The organism is Flavobacterium muglaense, assembly GCF_014305155.1.
Lineage (GTDB): Bacteria > Bacteroidota > Bacteroidia > Flavobacteriales > Flavobacteriaceae > Flavobacterium > Flavobacterium muglaense.
The window spans coordinates 40,598-59,314 of record NZ_JACRUK010000013.1; the positions used below are offsets into that span (position 1 = coordinate 40,598).

17 protein-coding genes and 1 pseudogene are annotated in these 18,717 nt (G+C 36.4%); 2 read left to right on the forward strand and 16 right to left on the reverse strand.

The window, feature by feature from the left end:
- Positions 1–6 precede the first annotated feature (6 nt).
- The 13 genes from H8R24_RS07520 to H8R24_RS07580 all read right to left on the reverse strand — a co-directional run bounded on the left by H8R24_RS07520 (position 7) and on the right by H8R24_RS07580 (position 13,442).
- The gene (locus tag H8R24_RS07520) at positions 7–2,886 is read right to left on the reverse strand and encodes a type I restriction endonuclease subunit R (RefSeq protein WP_187017949.1); all 2,880 of its coding nucleotides are present in this window, start codon (positions 2,884–2,886) and stop codon (positions 7–9) included.
- A gap of 3 nt (positions 2,887–2,889) precedes the next feature.
- Positions 2,890–3,768 (reverse strand): KilA-N domain-containing protein, encoded by an 879-nt coding sequence (locus tag H8R24_RS07525; protein ID WP_187017950.1) that lies wholly within the window; start codon positions 3,766–3,768, stop codon positions 2,890–2,892.
- Positions 3,769–3,838: 70 nt separating this feature from the next.
- The gene (locus H8R24_RS07530; RefSeq protein ID WP_187017951.1) at positions 3,839–5,038 is read right to left on the reverse strand and encodes a restriction endonuclease subunit S; all 1,200 of its coding nucleotides are present in this window, start codon (positions 5,036–5,038) and stop codon (positions 3,839–3,841) included.
- 135 nt (positions 5,039–5,173) lie between these two features.
- On the reverse strand, positions 5,174–6,748 hold the full coding sequence (locus H8R24_RS07535; protein WP_187017952.1) for a type I restriction-modification system subunit M: 1,575 nt from the start codon (positions 6,746–6,748) through the stop codon (positions 5,174–5,176).
- A 255-nt stretch (positions 6,749–7,003) separates the two neighbouring features.
- Positions 7,004–8,008 carry a GTP 3',8-cyclase MoaA gene (gene moaA / locus H8R24_RS07540; protein ID WP_187017953.1) on the reverse strand — a complete coding sequence of 335 codons (1,005 nt, stop codon included), beginning with the start codon at positions 8,006–8,008 and terminating at the stop codon, positions 7,004–7,006.
- Complete coding sequence (moaCB, locus tag H8R24_RS07545) at positions 7,998–8,912, reverse strand: bifunctional molybdenum cofactor biosynthesis protein MoaC/MoaB (RefSeq protein ID WP_187017954.1); 915 nt, start codon at positions 8,910–8,912, stop codon at positions 7,998–8,000. Before moaCB ends, moaA begins: the two co-directional genes overlap by 11 nt.
- A 313-nt stretch (positions 8,913–9,225) precedes the next feature.
- The gene (locus H8R24_RS07550) at positions 9,226–9,672 is read right to left on the reverse strand and encodes a molybdenum cofactor biosynthesis protein MoaE (RefSeq protein ID WP_187017955.1); all 447 of its coding nucleotides are present in this window, start codon (positions 9,670–9,672) and stop codon (positions 9,226–9,228) included.
- Positions 9,673–9,685: 13 nt separating this feature from the next.
- Complete coding sequence (locus tag H8R24_RS07555) at positions 9,686–10,765, reverse strand: HesA/MoeB/ThiF family protein (RefSeq protein WP_187017956.1); 1,080 nt, start codon at positions 10,763–10,765, stop codon at positions 9,686–9,688.
- A 34-nt stretch (positions 10,766–10,799) separates the two neighbouring features.
- Positions 10,800–11,042 carry a MoaD/ThiS family protein gene (locus H8R24_RS07560; protein WP_187017957.1) on the reverse strand — a complete coding sequence of 81 codons (243 nt, stop codon included), beginning with the start codon at positions 11,040–11,042 and terminating at the stop codon, positions 10,800–10,802.
- Positions 11,039–11,608 carry a molybdenum cofactor guanylyltransferase gene (gene mobA, locus H8R24_RS07565; protein ID WP_187017958.1) on the reverse strand — a complete coding sequence of 190 codons (570 nt, stop codon included), beginning with the start codon at positions 11,606–11,608 and terminating at the stop codon, positions 11,039–11,041. Before mobA ends, H8R24_RS07560 begins: the two co-directional genes overlap by 4 nt.
- Positions 11,605–12,354 carry a sulfite exporter TauE/SafE family protein gene (locus H8R24_RS07570; RefSeq protein WP_187017959.1) on the reverse strand — a complete coding sequence of 250 codons (750 nt, stop codon included), beginning with the start codon at positions 12,352–12,354 and terminating at the stop codon, positions 11,605–11,607. Before H8R24_RS07570 ends, mobA begins: the two co-directional genes overlap by 4 nt.
- Entirely contained in the window at positions 12,351–12,560 is a 210-nt protein-coding gene (locus H8R24_RS18420; RefSeq protein WP_394354172.1) for a winged helix-turn-helix domain-containing protein, read from the reverse strand. Before H8R24_RS18420 ends, H8R24_RS07570 begins: the two co-directional genes overlap by 4 nt.
- A 411-nt stretch (positions 12,561–12,971) precedes the next feature.
- Complete coding sequence (locus H8R24_RS07580) at positions 12,972–13,442, reverse strand: OsmC family protein (protein ID WP_187017960.1); 471 nt, start codon at positions 13,440–13,442, stop codon at positions 12,972–12,974.
- A 133-nt stretch (positions 13,443–13,575) separates the two neighbouring features.
- Here H8R24_RS07580 and H8R24_RS07585 point away from each other — a divergent pair.
- Positions 13,576–14,431: pseudogene (locus tag H8R24_RS07585) on the forward strand (EamA family transporter).
- 100 nt (positions 14,432–14,531) lie between these two features.
- Here the strand turns inward: H8R24_RS07585 and H8R24_RS07590 are convergent.
- The 3 genes from H8R24_RS07590 to H8R24_RS07600 form a co-directional block, all read right to left on the reverse strand.
- Entirely contained in the window at positions 14,532–14,873 is a 342-nt protein-coding gene (locus tag H8R24_RS07590) for a hypothetical protein (RefSeq protein ID WP_187017961.1), read from the reverse strand.
- A 931-nt stretch (positions 14,874–15,804) separates the two neighbouring features.
- Positions 15,805–17,385 carry an NADP-dependent glyceraldehyde-3-phosphate dehydrogenase gene (locus tag H8R24_RS07595; RefSeq protein WP_187017962.1) on the reverse strand — a complete coding sequence of 527 codons (1,581 nt, stop codon included), beginning with the start codon at positions 17,383–17,385 and terminating at the stop codon, positions 15,805–15,807.
- 59 nt (positions 17,386–17,444) lie between these two features.
- Positions 17,445–17,756, reverse strand: coding sequence for a rhodanese-like domain-containing protein (locus H8R24_RS07600; RefSeq protein WP_187017963.1), 312 nt, complete (start codon positions 17,754–17,756; stop codon positions 17,445–17,447).
- A 293-nt stretch (positions 17,757–18,049) separates the two neighbouring features.
- On the opposite strand from H8R24_RS07600, the gene H8R24_RS07605 reads away from it, so the two are divergent.
- Positions 18,050–18,676 (forward strand): Crp/Fnr family transcriptional regulator, encoded by a 627-nt coding sequence (locus H8R24_RS07605; protein ID WP_187017964.1) that lies wholly within the window; start codon positions 18,050–18,052, stop codon positions 18,674–18,676.
- Positions 18,677–18,717 lie beyond the last annotated feature (41 nt).

Below are 18,717 nucleotides of genomic sequence, written 5' to 3' on the forward strand. Positions count from 1 at the left end.
TCTCTTTTAAGCCATCATCCCCTTAACAAATACCTCCACAAACTCTTTCATCTTTCCGATGATTCGATCTCCAATAGTTCTGGCTTGTAGCACGCTTGGTCTATTATCCAAACATTGAAAAACTTCATCCTTTATAGGTTCTCTACCGCTGTAGATGTAGGCATCGATTAAGGCTTTGAATTGTGCTTTGTCTAGGTTTTCGTCTTCACAGAGCTTACCTAATGCTAGTACTTTTTGGTCTTGCCAGAATTTCTCAAATTCATCGTCAATATTGTCGCTATCCTTGATGTGAGGCATGTTCTCGTCTATGAATTTCTCGATTAATTCTCGTTTGCTTCTTAATTGTATATCACCTCCCAATAAATCAACAATCGCTTTCTTTTGAGCCGCTGCTGCAGATGGTGTTTTTTCTCCTTTTAGCTGTGCAATTAATTTTAGGATATAGGCAACATTGATCTGATCTCGATGAATTAATTCTAATTCAAAATCAATATCGTCGAGTATTGATGTTTTTTGTTTTTCAGTGTCTCGTTTTACCTTTTCGTATAAATCCAGATACTTGCTTTTGTAATCTTCAAATTCCTGCTCGTCAATAGGTAAATCTTCCCAATCAAAATCAGTGTAAGACTGCAAGACATTCATAGCACGCATTAATTTTCTAAAAGCTTGTACAAACTCTGCTTCATCTTGCTCGCTTTCCAAATCATTTACACTTTGATGCGTAGGTGTGATTTCTCTTAATAGTTTCAAAGCCTCATCAAACTTCTCGGCTATTTTTTCATAATCAGGCATGGTAACTACTTCGATGGCGTCTTTGTTCGAAAACAACGTAATGGCTTCGTCTGTAGCTTTTTTTAGGTTTCTAAAGGACAGAATGTTCCCTTGTGACTTCTGTTCTCCCAATATCCTGTTGGTTCTTGAATACGCCTGAATTAAGCCGTGTTGTTTCAGGTTTTTATCAACGTAAAGGGTATTTACTTTTTTAGCATCAAAACCAGTTAGCATCATATTAACCACAATGACAATATCCAAACGGTCTTTGTCATTATTGAAACTTTCTTTTTCGCGATCTTTTAAACGTTTGCTTATATTTTTGAAATAATTTTCAAATTGCTGGCTGTCTTTGGTCGAAAAGCTTGTACCGTACATTTTATTATAGTCAGCTATATAACTTTCTAATTTATCTCTGGTGTGCTTGGATTGATAAGGTGTTGGGGCTTCCGCCAAAACATCAAAATCGACTTCATCACTGGGTAAAAAATCCTGTGCTTCGTCTGAATCCTCATTAGTGCCGTAAGTGAAAATCGTAGCGATACGCAAATCGTGTTCACCTGCTAGCTTCTTTTCCTGAAATAAATCGTAATATTTGATCACGTTATCAATGCTGCTAACCGCTAACAAGGCCGAATAATCTTTATTGAAAGTCTTTTGATTGTGATGCGCAATGATGTAATCTACGATCTTAGAGATTCGTTTTTCAGAATTCAATACTTCTTGTTTGTCAATATCTTCGACTTCAATATCGATAAAAGTCTTGCTCTTATTTTTATATTTCCCAATGTATTCTATCCCAAAACGCAATACGTTTTGATCTTTAATTGCATCTGTAATTACATATTTATGCAGGCAGTTGCCAAACAAATCTTTGGTAGTTCGTTTTCCGTAATCGTTCTTAGAAGCATTTTCGGCAAAAATGGGCGTTCCTGTAAAACCGATTAACTGACTTTTCTCAAAGAATTTGGTAATACGGTCGTGCGTATCACCAAATTGCGAGCGGTGGCACTCATCAAATATAAAAACTATTTTCTGGTGGCGTAAAGCTTCATTTTTACCCGCAAATCGTTCTGAAATGGCATTGTTTAGTTTTTGTATTGTGGTTAAAACCAATTTGGTATTATCCGTCAATTGGTTTACTAAGGATTGCGTATTATTGGTAACATCTACACTGTCTTTCTTGAACGCATTGAACTCGTTCATGGTTTGGTAATCCAAATCTTTTCTATCCACCACAAAAACTACTTTGTGTACTTCGGGCAAGTCCATCAATATTTGACTGGCTTTGAAAGAGGTTAGTGTTTTTCCCGAACCTGTCGTGTGCCAAATGTAAGCGTTGTCATTTGAGTTTTTAACCTGATGAATAATAGCTTCAGTAGCAAAATATTGATACGGACGCAAAACCATCATTACCTTATGTGTTTCATTGATCACAATATAATGCGCAATCATCTTACCCAAATGCGCTGGGTTTAAGAATGAAGCTGCAAACTCTGGTAACGCTGTTATATTTTTATTTTTGGCATCCGCCCAAAAGAAGGTTTGTTTAACCGATTGCAATTTATTATTTGCCAAATATTTGGTATTGACTCCATTGCTGATCACAAACAATTGCACGTACTGAAATAAGGCGTAGGTGCTCCAAAAAGAATGTTTTTGATAGCGATTGATTTGGTTGAATGCTTCTTTGATTTCGATTCCTGAACGTTTTAATTCTATTTGTACCAAAGGCAAACCATTGACCAAAAGCGTTACGTCAAAACGGTTTTTGTAGCTTCCTTCTAAGGATATTTGGTTGGTAACTTGGTATAGATTCTGGCTTGTATCTTCGGTATTAAAGAAACGTACGTAAAAGGAAGTCCCATCTTCTTTGGTTAATTGAAAACGATCCCGCAAGGTTTTAGCTTTTTCGAATACATTTCCTTTGGATAAATGATTCAAAATCGCATCAAACTCCTTAGCTGTAAAAGTGGTTTGGTTGAAAACTTGCAACTGCCTTTTTAGATTAGAAACTAAAGCGTCTCCATCTTGAATTTGTACAGATGCATAGTTTAAACCAATCAATTGCTTGATTAATTTGTTTTCTAATTGTAATTCGGATTGATGGCTCATTTATTAATTTTCTAATTTCTTTTGTTCGTCAATAAACGTACTATCTGATAATTTTTGTAAAGATTTCATCGCATTAGAATTATCTAATATAGCTAACTGTTGTAAAGCTATTCTATGCAGGTATTGAAATCTTTGAGTTTTAGAAAGTTTGTTTTTAACCAGCTCAGAGTTCATAACTTCTAAATTTGATAGTACCGTTAATTGATTTATACTTGCCATATCTCTCATGTTTTTTCCTTCAAGAGCTAATTGTGCATTGGATTGCCTCCATATTTTTGCAGTGCAACCAAACAAAGCTACATTTAATACATCTGCTTCGTCCGCATAGGTTATCCATTCTTTGTCTTTAGCTATATTTAAACTTGGTATGACATGATTTTTTATGGCGTCCGTATGTATGCTATAATTTGCTTTTGATACTATTCTTTTCACATCCCATTCTAAATTGAATTGGTTGCTTTCAATTTCTTTTAGTCGCTGAAATTCTTTGATTAATAAAAGTTTGAACATTGGACTTATCCACGCTCCAAATTCAAATGCTAAATCTTTATGAGCGTAAGTACCACCTTGTCTACCACTTTTGGAAATAATTCCAATAGCTCCAGTCGTTTCAACCCATTTTTTTGGAGTTAAATTAAAAGAGTTTAATCCTGCTTCTTTTTTTAAGGTGTCGAATTCGACACTTTTAAAATTGGAATTGTATAATTGTTCCCAAAGTCCTAGAAATTCAATTGTATTTCTGTTACGCATCCAGTTTCTAATATGATCGTTACCTTCCTCTCCACGAACCATATCAGTCAAACAAATATAGTCATCCTCATTGAATGAAGTAATAGCAATAATTTTATTTTCAACTTCAATTTGTTTTAATTTTGCGTTCATAATCAATAAATTACATTATACTTTTATAAAGGTGTCGAATTCGACACCTTTACCTTTTCACTATTTTTTTTCACACAAACATTTGTTGCAACAACCCCTTTTTGAATCCTTGCATGTTATTTATTTCTTGATGCGTATTTTCTATTTTATCATCGATGCCCGATAAAAAATTGGCGATTTTTTGTTGTTCGGGAAGGGAGGGAATACCACAAATTTCATTGGAATAATCTTTAAAATAGATATGAGGAATTGTGCTACCTGTCACATATTTAACAAAATCAATATTAGAAAGTAAGCAATATAAAAAATAGGTATCAATATTTTGTTTTGGGCTTATTAACTCCATTGTTCCTAATACAGAAGATTTTCCTTTACAGAAAAATAATCGACCAACTCCAGCTCCGTCCTTTACGATACTTATATAATCATTTTCCTCTTTGTAAAAATCAACTTTCTTTAATATTCCTGATGCTCCATAAATGATAAAGTCTCCAAAATTATCTTCAATTTTATTTGCCGAAATATTAGAAGATTTTTTAGTAGCAACCTCCCCCAAATTCTTCTCCTCCCAATCCGCATAATCTTCCCCATTCATCCCTTCGACTTCGCTCTGGGCAGGCTTAAACCGCAATTTACCCGAGAACAATTGTTGCATTACGCCTTTTTTGTATTGTTCTAATAGTTCCTTTTTGCGGGACAATTGCTGTATTTTGTCATCTACCGAACTTAAAAATGAGGCTATTTTTTGTTGTTCGGGGAGGGATGGAAGTGTAATTGCTAAGGTCTTTAAATCAGAATTATAGACATTACTAATACTTGAGCCTTTAGCTAACTTTGAAATTTTCTTTCTTAATTTTTCGTTGATATAATATGAAACATAAATCTGCGAATAAACATTTTCTTTAATTGGGCTTAAAATATTTATTGTTCTTCCAATTGCAATATTTTCAATTGTTAATGCTGATGCTGAACCAATATCTAAAGGATCTTCGCCAGCAGAAGGCAATAAAATTTCATTTCCTTTGCTAAAAACTAGTTCTGATTTATCAAGGTTGGTTTTATTTATTACTTTATGAATTACTTCATTATACATATGGTACAATTCTCCATACCTGACACAAGGTGTTTCAAAATCAGGAGAAGCTTCATTTTGCTTAATATTTTTCCCTGTTGAAAACAGAAACATATCTTTAAATGAATATTTTTCATACGTATTATTCTCCCCCTCAAACCCACAAAATCGTAATTTTGGAATACATACTTTATTCATGGCAGGGATTTTTTTGCGTTAGGGATAGAAGTGGAAATCCTTTTTTGCCCTTTTTTGGGCAAAAAAGATTGAAACGGATAGCCCGACCCGATAGGGAAACGCCCAAATCATTGGTGTCTAAATTGTTTTTCATGATTAAAATGGGGTTTCGATTCCTAATTCGGTGCAAAATCCTGCGATGGTGGCATCGGTGGTTTTGGCTTGGGTGGCTAATGCTCTTAATTCGGTTGTTATGGCGGTTAGGTCTATGGCATCTTCTTCTTCGAAGGTGTCTACGTAGCGCGGGATATTTAAATTATAATCATTTTCGGCAATTGACGCGGCAACGGCAATATGAGAATATTTATCTTCGGCGGTGCGGTTTTTATAGGTATCGATTATTTTGTCGATATCCTGGGTACGCAATACGTTTTGGGTTTTTACTTTCTCGTAATGCTGGCTGGCATCGATAAAGAGAATACTTCGACTCCGCTCAGTATCCTTGTTTCGGTCTTTCTTTAAAACCAAAATACAGGTTGGGATGCTGGTTCCGTAAAAAATATTGCCGGGTAGGCCTATTACGGCATCGAGGTAATTTTTCTCTTTGATTAGGTATTGGCGTATGTGACCTTCGGCACCGCCACGAAACAAAACGCCGTGAGGTAATACGATTGCCATGGTTCCGTTGTCATCCAGTTGGTGCACCATGTGTTGTACAAAGGCAAAATCGGCTTTGCTGGATGGGGCTAGTTTTCCGTAGGCCGAGAAACGCTCATCGGTCATGTGTAGCGGGCTGGCACTCCAATTGGCCGAGAATGGCGGATTGGCCACTATGGCTTCAAAACGCATATCATAATGTTGTGGACGTTCGAGGGTGTCTTCGTTCTTGATGTCGAACCGCTTGTAGTGTACGTCGTGCATGATCATGTTCATGCGACAGAGGTTGTAAGTGGTAGGGTTCATTTCTTGTCCGTAAAAGGCGCTGACATCTTTGACTTCTTTGGCTACTCGCAATAATAACGAGCCGGATCCACAGGTGGGATCATAAACGCTTTTTAGCTTGTCTTTGCCCACGGTTACTAGTTGTGCCAAGATGCTGCTGACTTGTTGCGGGGTATAAAACTCCCCTGCTTTCTTGCCTGCGCCACTGGCAAACTGCCCGATTAGGTATTCGTAAGCATCGCCTAGAACATCGCTGTCGGTATTCTCTAGGTCAAAGTCGATTTCGTCCAGATGTATGAGGACTTTTACGATGAGTTCGTTTTTATCGGCTTCGGATTTCCCTAGTTTGTGGGAGGTAAGGTCAAGATCAGAAAATAAGTTTCCAAAGTCGTCTTCGCTCTCCGATCCCATGGTGCTTTGCTCGATGTGGGTGAGTACTTTGGCGAGATCGCCCAAAATAAAATTGTTTTTTCCGCCTGCGTTGCCTCTTCTTGCCAACTCTGAAAACAATTCAGAAGGCAATAAAAAGTAGCCTAGTTTGTCTAAAGCGAGTTGTTTTATTTCTTCCAGAAGGGCGGTTTCTTCTTGATGTCCTTCGACTTCTTGGAAGGTCAATCCGTCTGGTTTTAGGATGGTATTGGCATACAAATCCATCTTGGTGCTCAGGTATTTATAAAAAATAAAACCTAATATGTAATCACGGAAATCATCGGCGTCCATCTTCCCACGTAGGGTGTTTGCAATGTTCCAGAGTTGTTGTTCTAATTTTTGTTTTTGTTCGGCTGCCATTATTTAGTGTTCATTTAATTCCAATCGCTAAGGTATTGAAAATAAATTCATACATATTACGGTTTACCGCAAAAGGAGTTTATTTTTTATTTTCCACCATTAAGAAATTAAGGTTGGTTAAGCTCCAAAACTTAATTTTCTTAATGGTGTATAAAAGGCATTTTTTTTTTGGTATGAATTGCGGACATTCATAAAAAAAAACAAAATCAGGAATCACATAATCCTTTTCTTTTGAACCCTTTTATTAAACTAAAACTATCCCCCAATTTTTATCATACTTCTGTTTTGAGAAAAGAGTTTCGGATTTTGAAATTTAGCATCGTCATCCATGCCGCCACGCATGGCGTGTTTTGATTTTATATTCTGAAAAATAAGTGGTTCAATAGCTCCTCCAGAACGCAGCGTTTGTAATAAATCAGTTTCAGAATTCGAAAAAAGACAGTTTTTAAGTTTACCGTCGGCGGTTAATCGGATGCGGTTACAGCTACTGCAAAAAGGATTTGTAACGGAACTAATCACCGAAAAACGCCCTTTGTAGGATGCTATTTTATGATTTTTGGCAGTGTCATGTGGTTTATCGATCAAGCGTTCTACTTTTTCAACACTGTATTTATCATTGACTTGTGAAAGGATTTCGGCATAAGAAACCAACTTTTCTTTGTTCCATTGATTGCCATCAAAAGGCATAAATTCGATAAACCGAATTTGGATATTACGGTTTTTGGTCAATTCGATAAAATCGATGATTTCATTGTCATTAAAGCCTTTCATAACTACCACATTCAGTTTCAACTGGAAACCATTGGCGTCAAGCAACTCCAAGTTTTCATTGAATTTATCGAAATAATTCCTGCGGGTAATCTGGTTGAACTTCTCTTTTTGCAAACTATCAATACTTAGGTTTAGTGTATGAACACCCGCTTCCTTAAAAGTATCTATAAAATCATGAACCAAGATTCCATTTGTAGTCAGTGTGAGTTCTACTCCTAATTTCCCAAGACGCAGCATAATATCTTTGGCATCTTTTCGAACCAAAGGCTCTCCCCCTGTCAACCTGATTTTGTTTACACCTTGATTTACAAAAGTTTGTGCTATAGTAACAATTTCATCTGCAGTCATCAGATGGGCTTTTGGCGTAAGCGAAATCCCTTCGGCCGGCATGCAATACGTACATCTCAAATTACAATTCTCAGTAATTGAAATGCGCAAATAGCTGTGTCCGCGACCGTGAGTATCCTGCATTTGAATGTTATTTTCCATGGTTGAACCCTTTTAAAATTTTAAACAAATGCAAAACCGAAGGAAAAACGGCATCCATTGATTCCCCCGCTCCTGCGGTAGATCCGGGCAAGGCCATAATTAACGTATCGCCTTTAAAACCTACAACACTTCTCGATAACATCGCATAAGGCGTGCGATCCTGACCGTAAGCGCGAATCGCTTCCTCGATACCGGGAATGCGACGGTCAAGCAACGGAATCACCGCCTCAGGAGTGACATCTCTGTCAGACAATCCTGTTCCTCCAGTCAAAATAACCAAGTCCATATTCTTAGCACATAATTTATTAATGGTGTCCTGAATGTCTAAAACCTCATCCGGAATAACGATATAATTAGAAACACTTAATCCTAAATTTTTGATTTTATCCGAGATTACTTTTCCTGCTCTATCTTCTTTCTTTCCGCTTGAAACACTATCCGAACAGACCATTACCGCTACTGATAAATCTTGTACTTCTTTGTTGCCATAATCTGATTTTCCGCCTTTTTTATGCAATAATTTAATGGTCGAAATTTCCACTTGTTTGTCAATAGGTTTCAGCATGTCGTACATCGTTAATGCCACAATCGAAGCACCGTGCATGGCCTCGACCTCAACACCTGTTCTATAAATTGCTTTTACGGTAACCTTAATTAAAACCGAATCTTCCAAAAATTCATAGTCGATTCCAGTATATTCAATTGGCATGGGGTGGCAATCCGGAATAGAATTAGAAGTATTTTTCACTGCAAAAAGCCCAGCGGTTCTTGCTACTTCTAGCACATCGCCTTTAGGAACTGTTTTATCCAATATCGCTTTCATCGTGTCAGGCGAGCCTACTTTTACGATGGCCTGTGCCGTTGCAGTGCGAAGCGTAATTATTTTATGTGTAATGTCTACCATTTTATTGCTTTTGGCTATTGGCACTTGGCTTTTAGCTTCGTTTATATTATTTGGGCGTGTCCCTACGGGTCGGGCTTTCCGTTACAATCTTTTTGGTGGCGGAAAAAGCCACAAAAAAGGATTTACACTTCAATCCCTCACGCAAAACCACGTTATTGAATCAAATTCTAGTTCATCTATTGTTACTAAAAACCAAAGATTTAAACCTCTTTAACAGTCCTTTAGACAAAATATTAGGAATCAATCGTAATCTATCTAAAACCCTTTTGTTTACTCTAACCTCTTGTTTCTTAACTCTTGTTTCTTTCCTCTCTCAAGAATTCTCTTTCCAACTATAACTCTCGTCATCCATTATTTCTTTACCAAAAACAGCGGTCTTTTCTTTTATTTCTTCGACCAAAAATTCTAAAGCTTCATACACCACTTTTCGTCTTGATGCCGACACAAAAACAAAAAGACAAATCTCCCCTGTTTTTACCGTTCCTAGACTGTGATAAATATGTAAACATGACAATTCATACTTGGCGAAAGCCGCTTCTCGAATTTCATGAAAAGTTTGTTCGGCCATTTCCTCGTAAGCCGAATATTCGATAGCTACAACTGTTTTCCCATCAATAACGTCGGCACGAACTTGCCCTAAAAAAATATTATGAGCGCCAATAGTGGTCTTACTCTGATGCTTTGCAATAGCATTTCCAATGAAATCTGAGGATATTGCTCCTTGAATGAAAGAGTTTTTTTTAGGTTTTGTTGTTGCCATTATATTGGTATTATTATTTTGTTTCTAAATGTATTTTTATAGATTCAATTCCTTTTTCAAGATGAGAAAGCTTCGTAAATCCTTCTTTTTTTAAATAGGCCAAAGCAAGTTCACTGCGTTGTCCACTTTGACAGAACAAAACAATCTCTTGCGATTTATCAAGCGTACCGCAATAGTTTTCCAAGTCAGCAAGTGGTACGTTGACCACATTAAGCTCGTTGAATTTCGGTTCTTCGTAGGCCTCTCTAATGTCGATGACTACGCAATGGTCTTGACGACACTTTTCTAAAAAAGTTTCTTGAGTTAGAGTTGCGCCTACTTTATCAGAATCTTGATTTCGGATTAAAAAACCGTTTTTAAGTCCGTTTTCAATTTCTCTAGGATTTTTACTGAAATCAATTATTTGTGTTTGATACTGTAATGCATCATAAAGTAATAATTTACCTGACAGTACACTTCCTATTTCAAGAATAATCTTTAATACTTCGGTAGCTTGGAGTGCACCAAGTGTATTGGGCAAAACGCCCAAAACTCCCGAACTAACGCAATTTGGAACGGCATTCAACCCCTCCTTTTGAGGAAATAAGCAACGGTAACTTGGTCCATTTTTATAATTAAAAACTGAAACCTGCCCTTCAAATTTGTAAATTGATGCGTACACAACAGGAACTTTTTTGACTAGTGAAACATCATTAATCAAATAACGAGCACTAATCGTGTCTGTACAATCTACGATAATCTGATAATTGCTTACAATTTCAAAGGCATTTTGAGTATTAAAAAACTCAGGAAACACCTTAACTTCAACATTAGGATTCAGTTCTTTAATCACGTTAGCAGCCGTTATTGCTTTACTTTTTCCGCAATCTTTTAAAGTATACAACAATTGTCGATGCAAATTGGTTTCTTCGACGATATCACCATCTACAATTCCGATACACCCCACTCCTGCAGCTGCTAAATTTTGCAAAACAGGACAACCCAAACCACCCGCGCCAATTACTAGAACACGAGCGTTCTGTAATTTTTGCTGTCCTAACGCTCCTATTTCTGGTAGCGCTATTTGTCTGGTATATCGTGTTGAATTTTTCATTAAAGAATTTTATTCCCTTTCAGGGGTTAGGTGATTATCCTCCCGCAAATGGCGGTAGAAATGCAATTATGTCTTGGTCTTTTATATTGGTATCCATGCCCGCCATTGCCTGATTTACAGCAACTGAATAATTGGTGTTTTGTAATTCTTGATACGCTGATTCCATTTTAGATTTTAAAAAACCAACAGAAAAACTGGATTCATCCAACACCATTTGCTCTTCTTTCTTCTTAGTGATATCAGCCAGTAAACCAAAATATTTGATATTTATAATCATGATATTATTTTTTGATATTCTTCTTGTGTGTTTATATTTTGCACTTGATCGTTCCATTTCTCCGGAACTATAATCGTTTGATGCGCAATCTCATCTCGTACACGTCGCAATCTTAATTGGTCTCGCTTTAGATTATCCTCAAAAACAGTTACTACCGATTGGTCATAAATCGCAATCAAAGGATAGCTTTTATCATTGGCCTTCACCTGAGTCATTAAAAAGGAGTCCGCGTGATTTTTGAAAATCCAAAGTAACAATTCGGTTGTAACCAAAGGCGCATCCACGCTTAGGACAAAGTTTAATTTTGTTTTGGTCTGTTGCAAAGCAGTATAAATTCCGCCCACAGGCCCTTTGTCTTCTATTATATCTTCAATTCGGGTATAACCCAAAAAATCATAGTCGGTACTCGACGAAACAATAACAATATTCTCGCCCACAATAGGGCTTACAGCTTCACAAATATGACTCACAAATGGTTTTCCGTTCAAAAGCAACAAGCCTTTATCGGTTCCCATGCGCTGGCTTTTTCCGCCTGCCAATATAAATGCGGTTACATTATTTTTCATGCGGTTACATATAATTTATAAATTGCTATGCTGAGTACTACCGCCAATACATTTCGTAAAACCAGTGTATTGAATTTCTTGCTCCCGTAATAAGCGCCAAAAAAACCACCTATAAAAACAATTCCAATCAATGGCAACGACGATTCTGGAAGCAAGCCACCTTTAAGCAAGAAACCAGAAATTCCGGATATTGAGTTGACAAGTATAAACAAGGCCGAAACTGCTGCCGTTTCTTTCATTGTCCCCCAACCTAAAAGAAGGATTACAGGACTTAATATTATACCACCACCAATACCTATCAAACCAGACAAAAGCCCGATAACAGCTCCCACAAATAAGGCTAGGTATATATTTACGGGCGTTATCTCCTCTTTCGTTTTTCCCAAGAAACCCAACAACCTCATCACCGCAAAAATTAAGGCTGTCGCCAAAATTATTTTATAATAAAAAGTGGGAACCGTAAGATATCCTCCCAAAAATGAAAAAGGAACCGAGGTTATTGCAAAAGGATAAAATAAGTTCCACTTGAATTTTTTCTCTCTATAATAAAAATAGAATGAAATTCCCGAAACCAAAATATTAAGCACTAAAGCCGTTGGTTTCATAAACGTTACCGGAAAAGCAAAAGCACTCATTAATGCCAAATACCCGCTTGCGCCTCCATGTCCCACGCTAGCATACAAAAAAGCAACGATAGCTAACAAAATGAATAACAAAGGGATATCAAATAAATCTACGGCAGTCATAGCGAATGTTTTTTGAGCTGTTCGTCAAGAAACTCCCAACAAGCTGCATTAATAGATTCGAAAGAGGTTATGAGTGATTCGCCATAGGGAGTTAATATCGTACCGCCGCCTTTGCTTCCACCCACTTGGGTTGCTATCAAAGGACTGCTTGCCGCTTTATTGGACACGTCTACTAATTTCCAAGCTTTTTGGTAGGATAGATTCATGGCTTTGGCTGCTTTATTCAGCGAGCCGGTTTCGGCAATCAATTTCAATAATTGAACACGGCCTTCACTAATGAGAATGCCCTCCTCTGTTTCTATCCAAATTTTACTCTTTATCTTCAAAACTAAAATACGTTCGTTATACTTTTACAAATATAACGAAAAGAAGTATCACTTATATATGATAAATGTCAACTTATGAACCTTTCTACATATAATGCGCTCAAAAACACAGATAAAGCAATGTATTAGCAAGCAAAAAAACTCATAGTGTTTACTAAAGCGTTACCATTGTTAGGATACGAAGAACTTTTATTCCTTTTTCATTCTATCTAACAAAATGTCTTTTTTATTCTCAATTGGGAACTTAGTCAAAACCATACTCCAATTTATCTAGTTCGGGATTTATTCCCCTTAAATGGTCTCACAACTAGGAAAATGCACAATAGGAAAATTGCACGAATTAGCAATAAAACAAAGTTCGTTTGCTTTTTTATGTAAATCAATGGCGAGATCTATTTTTTCGGATTGGGTTATTTTTACCTGTGGATACAGACGCACTTCTGTAAAACGACCGCTACCATTGTCTAGTACTTCCAGAGTTGCTTCGGCTTCGTCTGTATAAGTCACCACTTCAATGTCGTTTTGACTACAAACATACAAATAGGACATCATATGGCACGAAACAATGCTACTGAGCAATAAATCTTCGGGATTGTACAATTGCGGATCTCCTTTGAAAGCCTTAGCCGCCGAGACATTCAAATCGGGCTTTTCTGCGAAGGAAACGGTATGATTTTTTGTGTGAATTTTAGCAGTTGTCTGTTGTTGCTTTCCTTTTGAAAACCAATTCAATCGCGCTTTGAATATATGCTTAAAACTCATCTTTTATATTTTATTTCAAAAATAAGCCAAAACTACAAAAGGTTGCTGATTATAATACAATACTCCTTACTAACTTTACGAATTTTCTACCGCTTATTTTTGTAGTTTTACCGCCCAACAACGCAAGTTCAAAGTGAAAAATAAGTTTTATAACATTCCGCCAATACCCGCCGTTTTATTTGCCATTATCAGTGTACAATCAGGTGCTGCAATTGCTAAAACCTTGTTCCCAGCTCTTGGAGCTGCTTCCACTGCATCGATAAGAATCGGGTTATCAGCCATTATTTTACTCGCAGTTTACCGACCTAATTTATCAAAAATAACCAAACCACAATGGACAATTGTCATTCCGTATGGCCTGTCACTTGGTGCTATGAATTTGATTTTTTATATGGCTATTGAAAGAATTCCCATTGGACTAGCAGTTACTCTGGAGTTCATAGGTCCTCTGGTAGTAGCTGTTTTAGGATCAAAAAGATGGCTGGATTATTTATGGGTTGTACTAGCTGCCTCTGGAATTGTATTGATTGCCCCTTGGGCAGATAATGGCGTAGATTTAGTTGGTGTTTTGTACGCTTTAACCGCTGGAGCGCTTTGGGCGGCCTACATAGTACTAGGTGGTAAAGTATCTAAAATCATGAAAGGAGGCGAAGCTGTTGCTACAGGAATGCTTTTTGCGACACTGTTGATCCTTCCCTTTGGAATTATGAGTCATGGTTTTGAGAATATGACTCCTTCATTTCTTGGACTAGGACTGGCTCTCGCATTGTTATCCAGTGCGATTCCATTTACTTTAGAAATGCAAGCACTTGGACAATTACCTGCCCGAACCTTTAGTATTTTAATGAGCTTAGAACCTGCCGCAGCTTCTATTTGTGGGTTGTTGTTTTTGCAAGAATACCTTACCTTAAATGAACTTATTGCTGTTTTTTTGCGTAGTCATTGCCTCTGTCGGATCAACGCTTAGTTCTAAAAAAAGAAAGCATTAATCTAGCTACAAAAGATAATTAATCCAATTTTACACAAAGAAAAAACCCATCGCAAATTGATTACAATGGGTTTCTCTTATTTTTAATTCTTTCTAGAAAATTAATCCTGATCAATCATTTTATCCATAAAAGCCTGAACTTCTTTAGCACTCTTACCTGTTATTTTTGAAAAAGCATCTATAAACTCTTTCGTTTTTTTGGCCGATTGCTCTTTTTTAACTCCTATTCCATTTGATGCAGAACTTTTTCCATTACTATCATCATCTTCTGCCATATATGCTTGTCGCGCTTCCAGCACTTGAAATGTTTTTTCGTTATCCAGTTGGAATTCTTTGATCGCTGCTTCTAAAAAGTTATTGATTTTTACCTCTTTTTCAGAACTTTGCGCTTTTACGCCTGTGAAAGACAAACCTACAAATAGTAGTATTAAAATATTTTTCATGCTTTTTTTATTTAATTGGATGTAAATTTTTAGGGTGTCATTCAACCAAACTGTAATACACTACTTTGAATTGAATAAACTAATTCGTACGAAAACACAAAGCTACAAGAAAAACAGGAAACTAGTGATAATAAAATCTATTTTTAATGTTTTTTATATCGTTTTGTCGAAAAAACAACTTACGCTGGACCATAATTTTAATTAACTAAAGAAAGAAAAAGCAAAAAACATACCAATTATTAATTAGCCGATTTTAACACAAAATCCAATCCTTCGACAATAGCACCATCTACCAACGTTTTAATCATGAAACTTTTACAATCAATGTCCAACATTAAATTCAAATTAGACAATTATTCTATACCTAAACATGTGTTAAATTCTCCCGGCTGAAGACCTAATAAATACATATACCCATCGAATGCATGGGCAGATTTACACGCTTAAATTGATTGGGGTCGGCCATGGCTTGGTAAATTTTGTCTTTGAATCTCCCTGCAATATTTGACAAATCAGAATCACTTAAGGTCAAATTATAATTATTACCTCCTCCAAAAGCGAAACAGATTGGCAAACATTTGGTTCACCTGATTAATTAATAAAAATTATAAAATCGATTGGCTAAAAAATGAATCAGCTGATAAGCAATGAAGGCAATGATTGCAAAAGCAATTGCAAAGGTGATCGTGTTAACCACAATATTAGGAATAAACTTTAGTTTTGGGTGACTGTAGTAAGGCGCACGATGCAATCTACCGTGGATTTTTTCTTTTACTATTTTAATTTTCTTTTTGATAGCTCCGTTTTTTAAATTAGTAGCTTAGTAAATATAATAATAAAATATTTTTTACTACTATTCTAAGTAGATTATATAAAAAAGCCTTCTCGTTTTTTCAAATCGAGAAGGCTTAATTGTTTATTGCTGATTTATTTACAGAATATAATCGGTAGTGATAAAATTAGATTGATCACTATTTAATAATGCTTGTAAAATTTCATTGTTGTATTCATTGTCTTTTGCCGCTACAAAGGTTCTAATAGAAAAAGAACGCAAGGCATCATGAATACTTAAAGTTCCCACAGCCGAATCTTTACGACCTGTAAACGGATAAATATCGGGACCTCTCTGGCATGAACTGTTTAAGTTTACACGACATACTAGGTTTACTAATGTATCAATAAGCGGTGCTATTGTTTTGATGTCTTGACCAAATAAACTCACCTGTTGTCCGTAATTTGATTCGGCCATGTCGTTTAAAGGTTCTTGAATATCATTAAAAGTCAAGATAGGCACCACTGGTCCAAATTGCTCTTCATGATACACTCTCATCTCTTTATTTATAGGGAACAAAACGGCTGGAAAAATATAATTAGAAGAATGCTGTCCTCCTTTTTCATTGATCACTTTTGCTCCTTTGCTTGTAGCATCATCAATTAGTTCCTGAATATAAGCTGGTTTTTCCTTTTCTGGAAGTGGTGTCAATGACACGCCTTTTTCCCATGGATTTCCAAACTTCAATTCATCAACCTTGGCTGCAAATCGTTTGTTAAACTCCACTGCAATATTTTCATGTACGTAAAGTACTTTCAAAGCAGTACAACGTTGTCCATTGAATGACAAACTTCCCGCAATACATTCTTGTATCGCTAGATCTAAGTCGGCATCCGGAAGGATTATCGCTGGGTTTTTGGCTTCAAGCCCTAAAATTAAACGCAGTCTGTTTTTATTAGGATGTTGATCTTGCAATGCAATAGCCGACTTACTGTTTCCAATCAAAGCCAAAACGGTTACTTTTCCCGAAGCCATGATCGGTGACGCTACTTCGCGACCACGTCCATAAACCACATTTATTACACCCGCTGGAAAACTATTTCTAAAAGCTTCTAATAAAGGTGACAACAATAAAACCCCGTGCTTCGCTGGTTTAAAAACCACTGTATTCCCCATAATTAATGCAGGAATAAGTAATGAAAAAGTTTCGTTTAAAGGATAGTTATAAGGCCCTAGACACAATACAACTCCTAGTGGTCCACGGCGTACCATAGCATTAACCCCTTGGCTTTTTGTAAAACGAGCACTGTTACGGTCTAATTGTTTGTAATCTTCAATAGTGTCATAGATGTATTCTACCGTTCTATCAAACTCTTTTTGAGAATCACCAAGCGTTTTCCCTATTTCCCACATCAAGTATTTTACTACTTCGTCACGTGTGGCTTCCATTTGCACCACAAATCGAGTCATGCATTTAATACGGTCTTTTACCTTCATAGTAGGCCATAATCCTTGCCCATTATTATAGGCAACGTCAGCAGCATTTACAGCTTCTAATCCTTCTTGCTCTCCCATAAACGGAATAGACCCTAAAATAGTAGGAACATAATCCGCAGTAGATGAAATTGTAGAAAAAACAGGAGACGTTTGTCCTTCCCATTTTTTCAATTCTCCATTTACTAAATAGGTATCTTGATTGAGTAACTCTTTAATTTGAAATTCTTCCGGTATTGTATTCATATTCTAGTTTTTAGTTCTTAGTTTTTAATAAAAAAAAGAGGCCAAAAGCCTCTCTCTGTTTAGGGTGAAACGATATCTCCATTCCATGCCAGTATACCTCCTGTCAAATTATAGGCATGAGCTATACCTAACTCATTCATAATCTCACATGCCTTGGCGCTTCTAGCCCCAGAACGACAGTATACATAATAGTTCTTTGTTTTATCTAATGCCTCAATGTCATTAATAAAAACTTGTCCTTGATGAATATCTATATTGATTGCGTGCTCTATTATACCGTCATTGCATTCGTCCTCTGTTCTTACGTCTAATATTACTGCATTCTCATCAGCTTCAAGCTGAGAAATCCAATCTTCTTGTGTTAAGTTCATCTTATTGTTTTTTGTAAAAATACGATGTTTTTTGCGAACTAAAAACTAACAAAATGTGATTTAAATATTAATTCAAGGAAAACGATTTCGAGACTATTTAATAATCAATTAATTGCATTTTTCCTTGCTAATTCTTAAAAATACTCTACAAAATCGATAGGTTAGTTGTTATAAATGTATTTTCATTTTATATAAAAAAAGACAAAATAGACCTCTCATAATACTACTCAAATCTCCATTAATTATGTACTTTTACATAAGTACAACCAAAATTGAATACTAAAAAGCCACCAATGCAAGATTCTCTAAAAGCTAATTTCCCTACATTTTCGACCGAATTGATTCAAGAAATTGAAAGTAACGCCATCCATCAATCCTACAAAGCTGGAGATGTAATAATGCGCACTGGACAATACATTAATAACACAATGCTGCTGACTAAAGGTCAAATTAAAATTTACCGCGAAGGCGAAAATGGCGGTGAGTTTTTTATGTATTATTTGCAACCCGGCCAAGCTTGTGCCGTATCGATGATTTGCGCTACTAAAAGCCAAACGAGTCAAATCATGGCCAAAGCTACCGAAGATGTTGAACTCATTATGATTCCGCTTACGCTAATGGAAAAATGGATGATGCAACACCGCAGCTGGTATGAATTTGTGATTTTTACCTACCGCACACGTTTTGAAGAAGTACTAGAAGTGGTAGACAGTATCGCGTTTAGAGCAATGGATGAGCGACTGGAATTTTACTTAAAAAGATATGCCGAAGCAAGCGGTTCCAAAGATTTAAAAGTATCCCATCAAGAAATCGCAACCGAACTAAACACCTCCAGAGAAGTAATTTCCCGACTACTTAAAAAAATGGAGCAGCGCGGTTTGGTCAGTTTGCATCGCAATCAAATCGAACTTTTGCAATAAAAAAATCACCCAATGTGATAAATGTTACTGTAGCTAATAAA

Excerpts from the sequence above, each read along its gene's own strand:
- H8R24_RS18420 (WP_394354172.1), bottom strand. The coding sequence starts at position 12,560 with ATGAATCTATCCTACCAAAAAGCTTGGAAATTAGTAGACGTGTCCAAT.
- H8R24_RS07535 (WP_187017952.1), bottom strand. The coding sequence starts at position 6,748 with ATGGCAGCCGAACAAAAACAAAAATTAGAACAACAACTCTGGAACATT.
- H8R24_RS07600 (WP_187017963.1), bottom strand. The coding sequence starts at position 17,756 with ATGAACTTAACACAAGAAGATTGGATTTCTCAGCTTGAAGCTGATGAG.
- H8R24_RS07550 (WP_187017955.1), bottom strand. The coding sequence starts at position 9,672 with ATGGCAACAACAAAACCTAAAAAAAACTCTTTCATTCAAGGAGCAATA.
- moaCB (WP_187017954.1), bottom strand. The coding sequence starts at position 8,912 with ATGGTAGACATTACACATAAAATAATTACGCTTCGCACTGCAACGGCA.
- H8R24_RS07595 (WP_187017962.1), bottom strand. The coding sequence starts at position 17,385 with ATGAATACAATACCGGAAGAATTTCAAATTAAAGAGTTACTCAATCAA.
- H8R24_RS07590 (WP_187017961.1), bottom strand. The coding sequence starts at position 14,873 with ATGAAAAATATTTTAATACTACTATTTGTAGGTTTGTCTTTCACAGGC.
- H8R24_RS07560 (WP_187017957.1), bottom strand. The coding sequence starts at position 11,042 with ATGATTATAAATATCAAATATTTTGGTTTACTGGCTGATATCACTAAG.
- H8R24_RS07530 (WP_187017951.1), bottom strand. The coding sequence starts at position 5,038 with ATGAATAAAGTATGTATTCCAAAATTACGATTTTGTGGGTTTGAGGGG.
- H8R24_RS07605 (WP_187017964.1), top strand. The coding sequence starts at position 18,050 with ATGCAAGATTCTCTAAAAGCTAATTTCCCTACATTTTCGACCGAATTG.
- mobA (WP_187017958.1), bottom strand. The coding sequence starts at position 11,608 with ATGAAAAATAATGTAACCGCATTTATATTGGCAGGCGGAAAAAGCCAG.
- H8R24_RS07580 (WP_187017960.1), bottom strand. The coding sequence starts at position 13,442 with ATGAGTTTTAAGCATATATTCAAAGCGCGATTGAATTGGTTTTCAAAA.
- H8R24_RS07520 (WP_187017949.1), bottom strand. The coding sequence starts at position 2,886 with ATGAGCCATCAATCCGAATTACAATTAGAAAACAAATTAATCAAGCAA.
- H8R24_RS07525 (WP_187017950.1), bottom strand. The coding sequence starts at position 3,768 with ATGAACGCAAAATTAAAACAAATTGAAGTTGAAAATAAAATTATTGCT.
- moaA (WP_187017953.1), bottom strand. The coding sequence starts at position 8,008 with ATGGAAAATAACATTCAAATGCAGGATACTCACGGTCGCGGACACAGC.
- H8R24_RS07570 (WP_187017959.1), bottom strand. The coding sequence starts at position 12,354 with ATGACTGCCGTAGATTTATTTGATATCCCTTTGTTATTCATTTTGTTA.
- H8R24_RS07555 (WP_187017956.1), bottom strand. The coding sequence starts at position 10,765 with ATGAAAAATTCAACACGATATACCAGACAAATAGCGCTACCAGAAATA.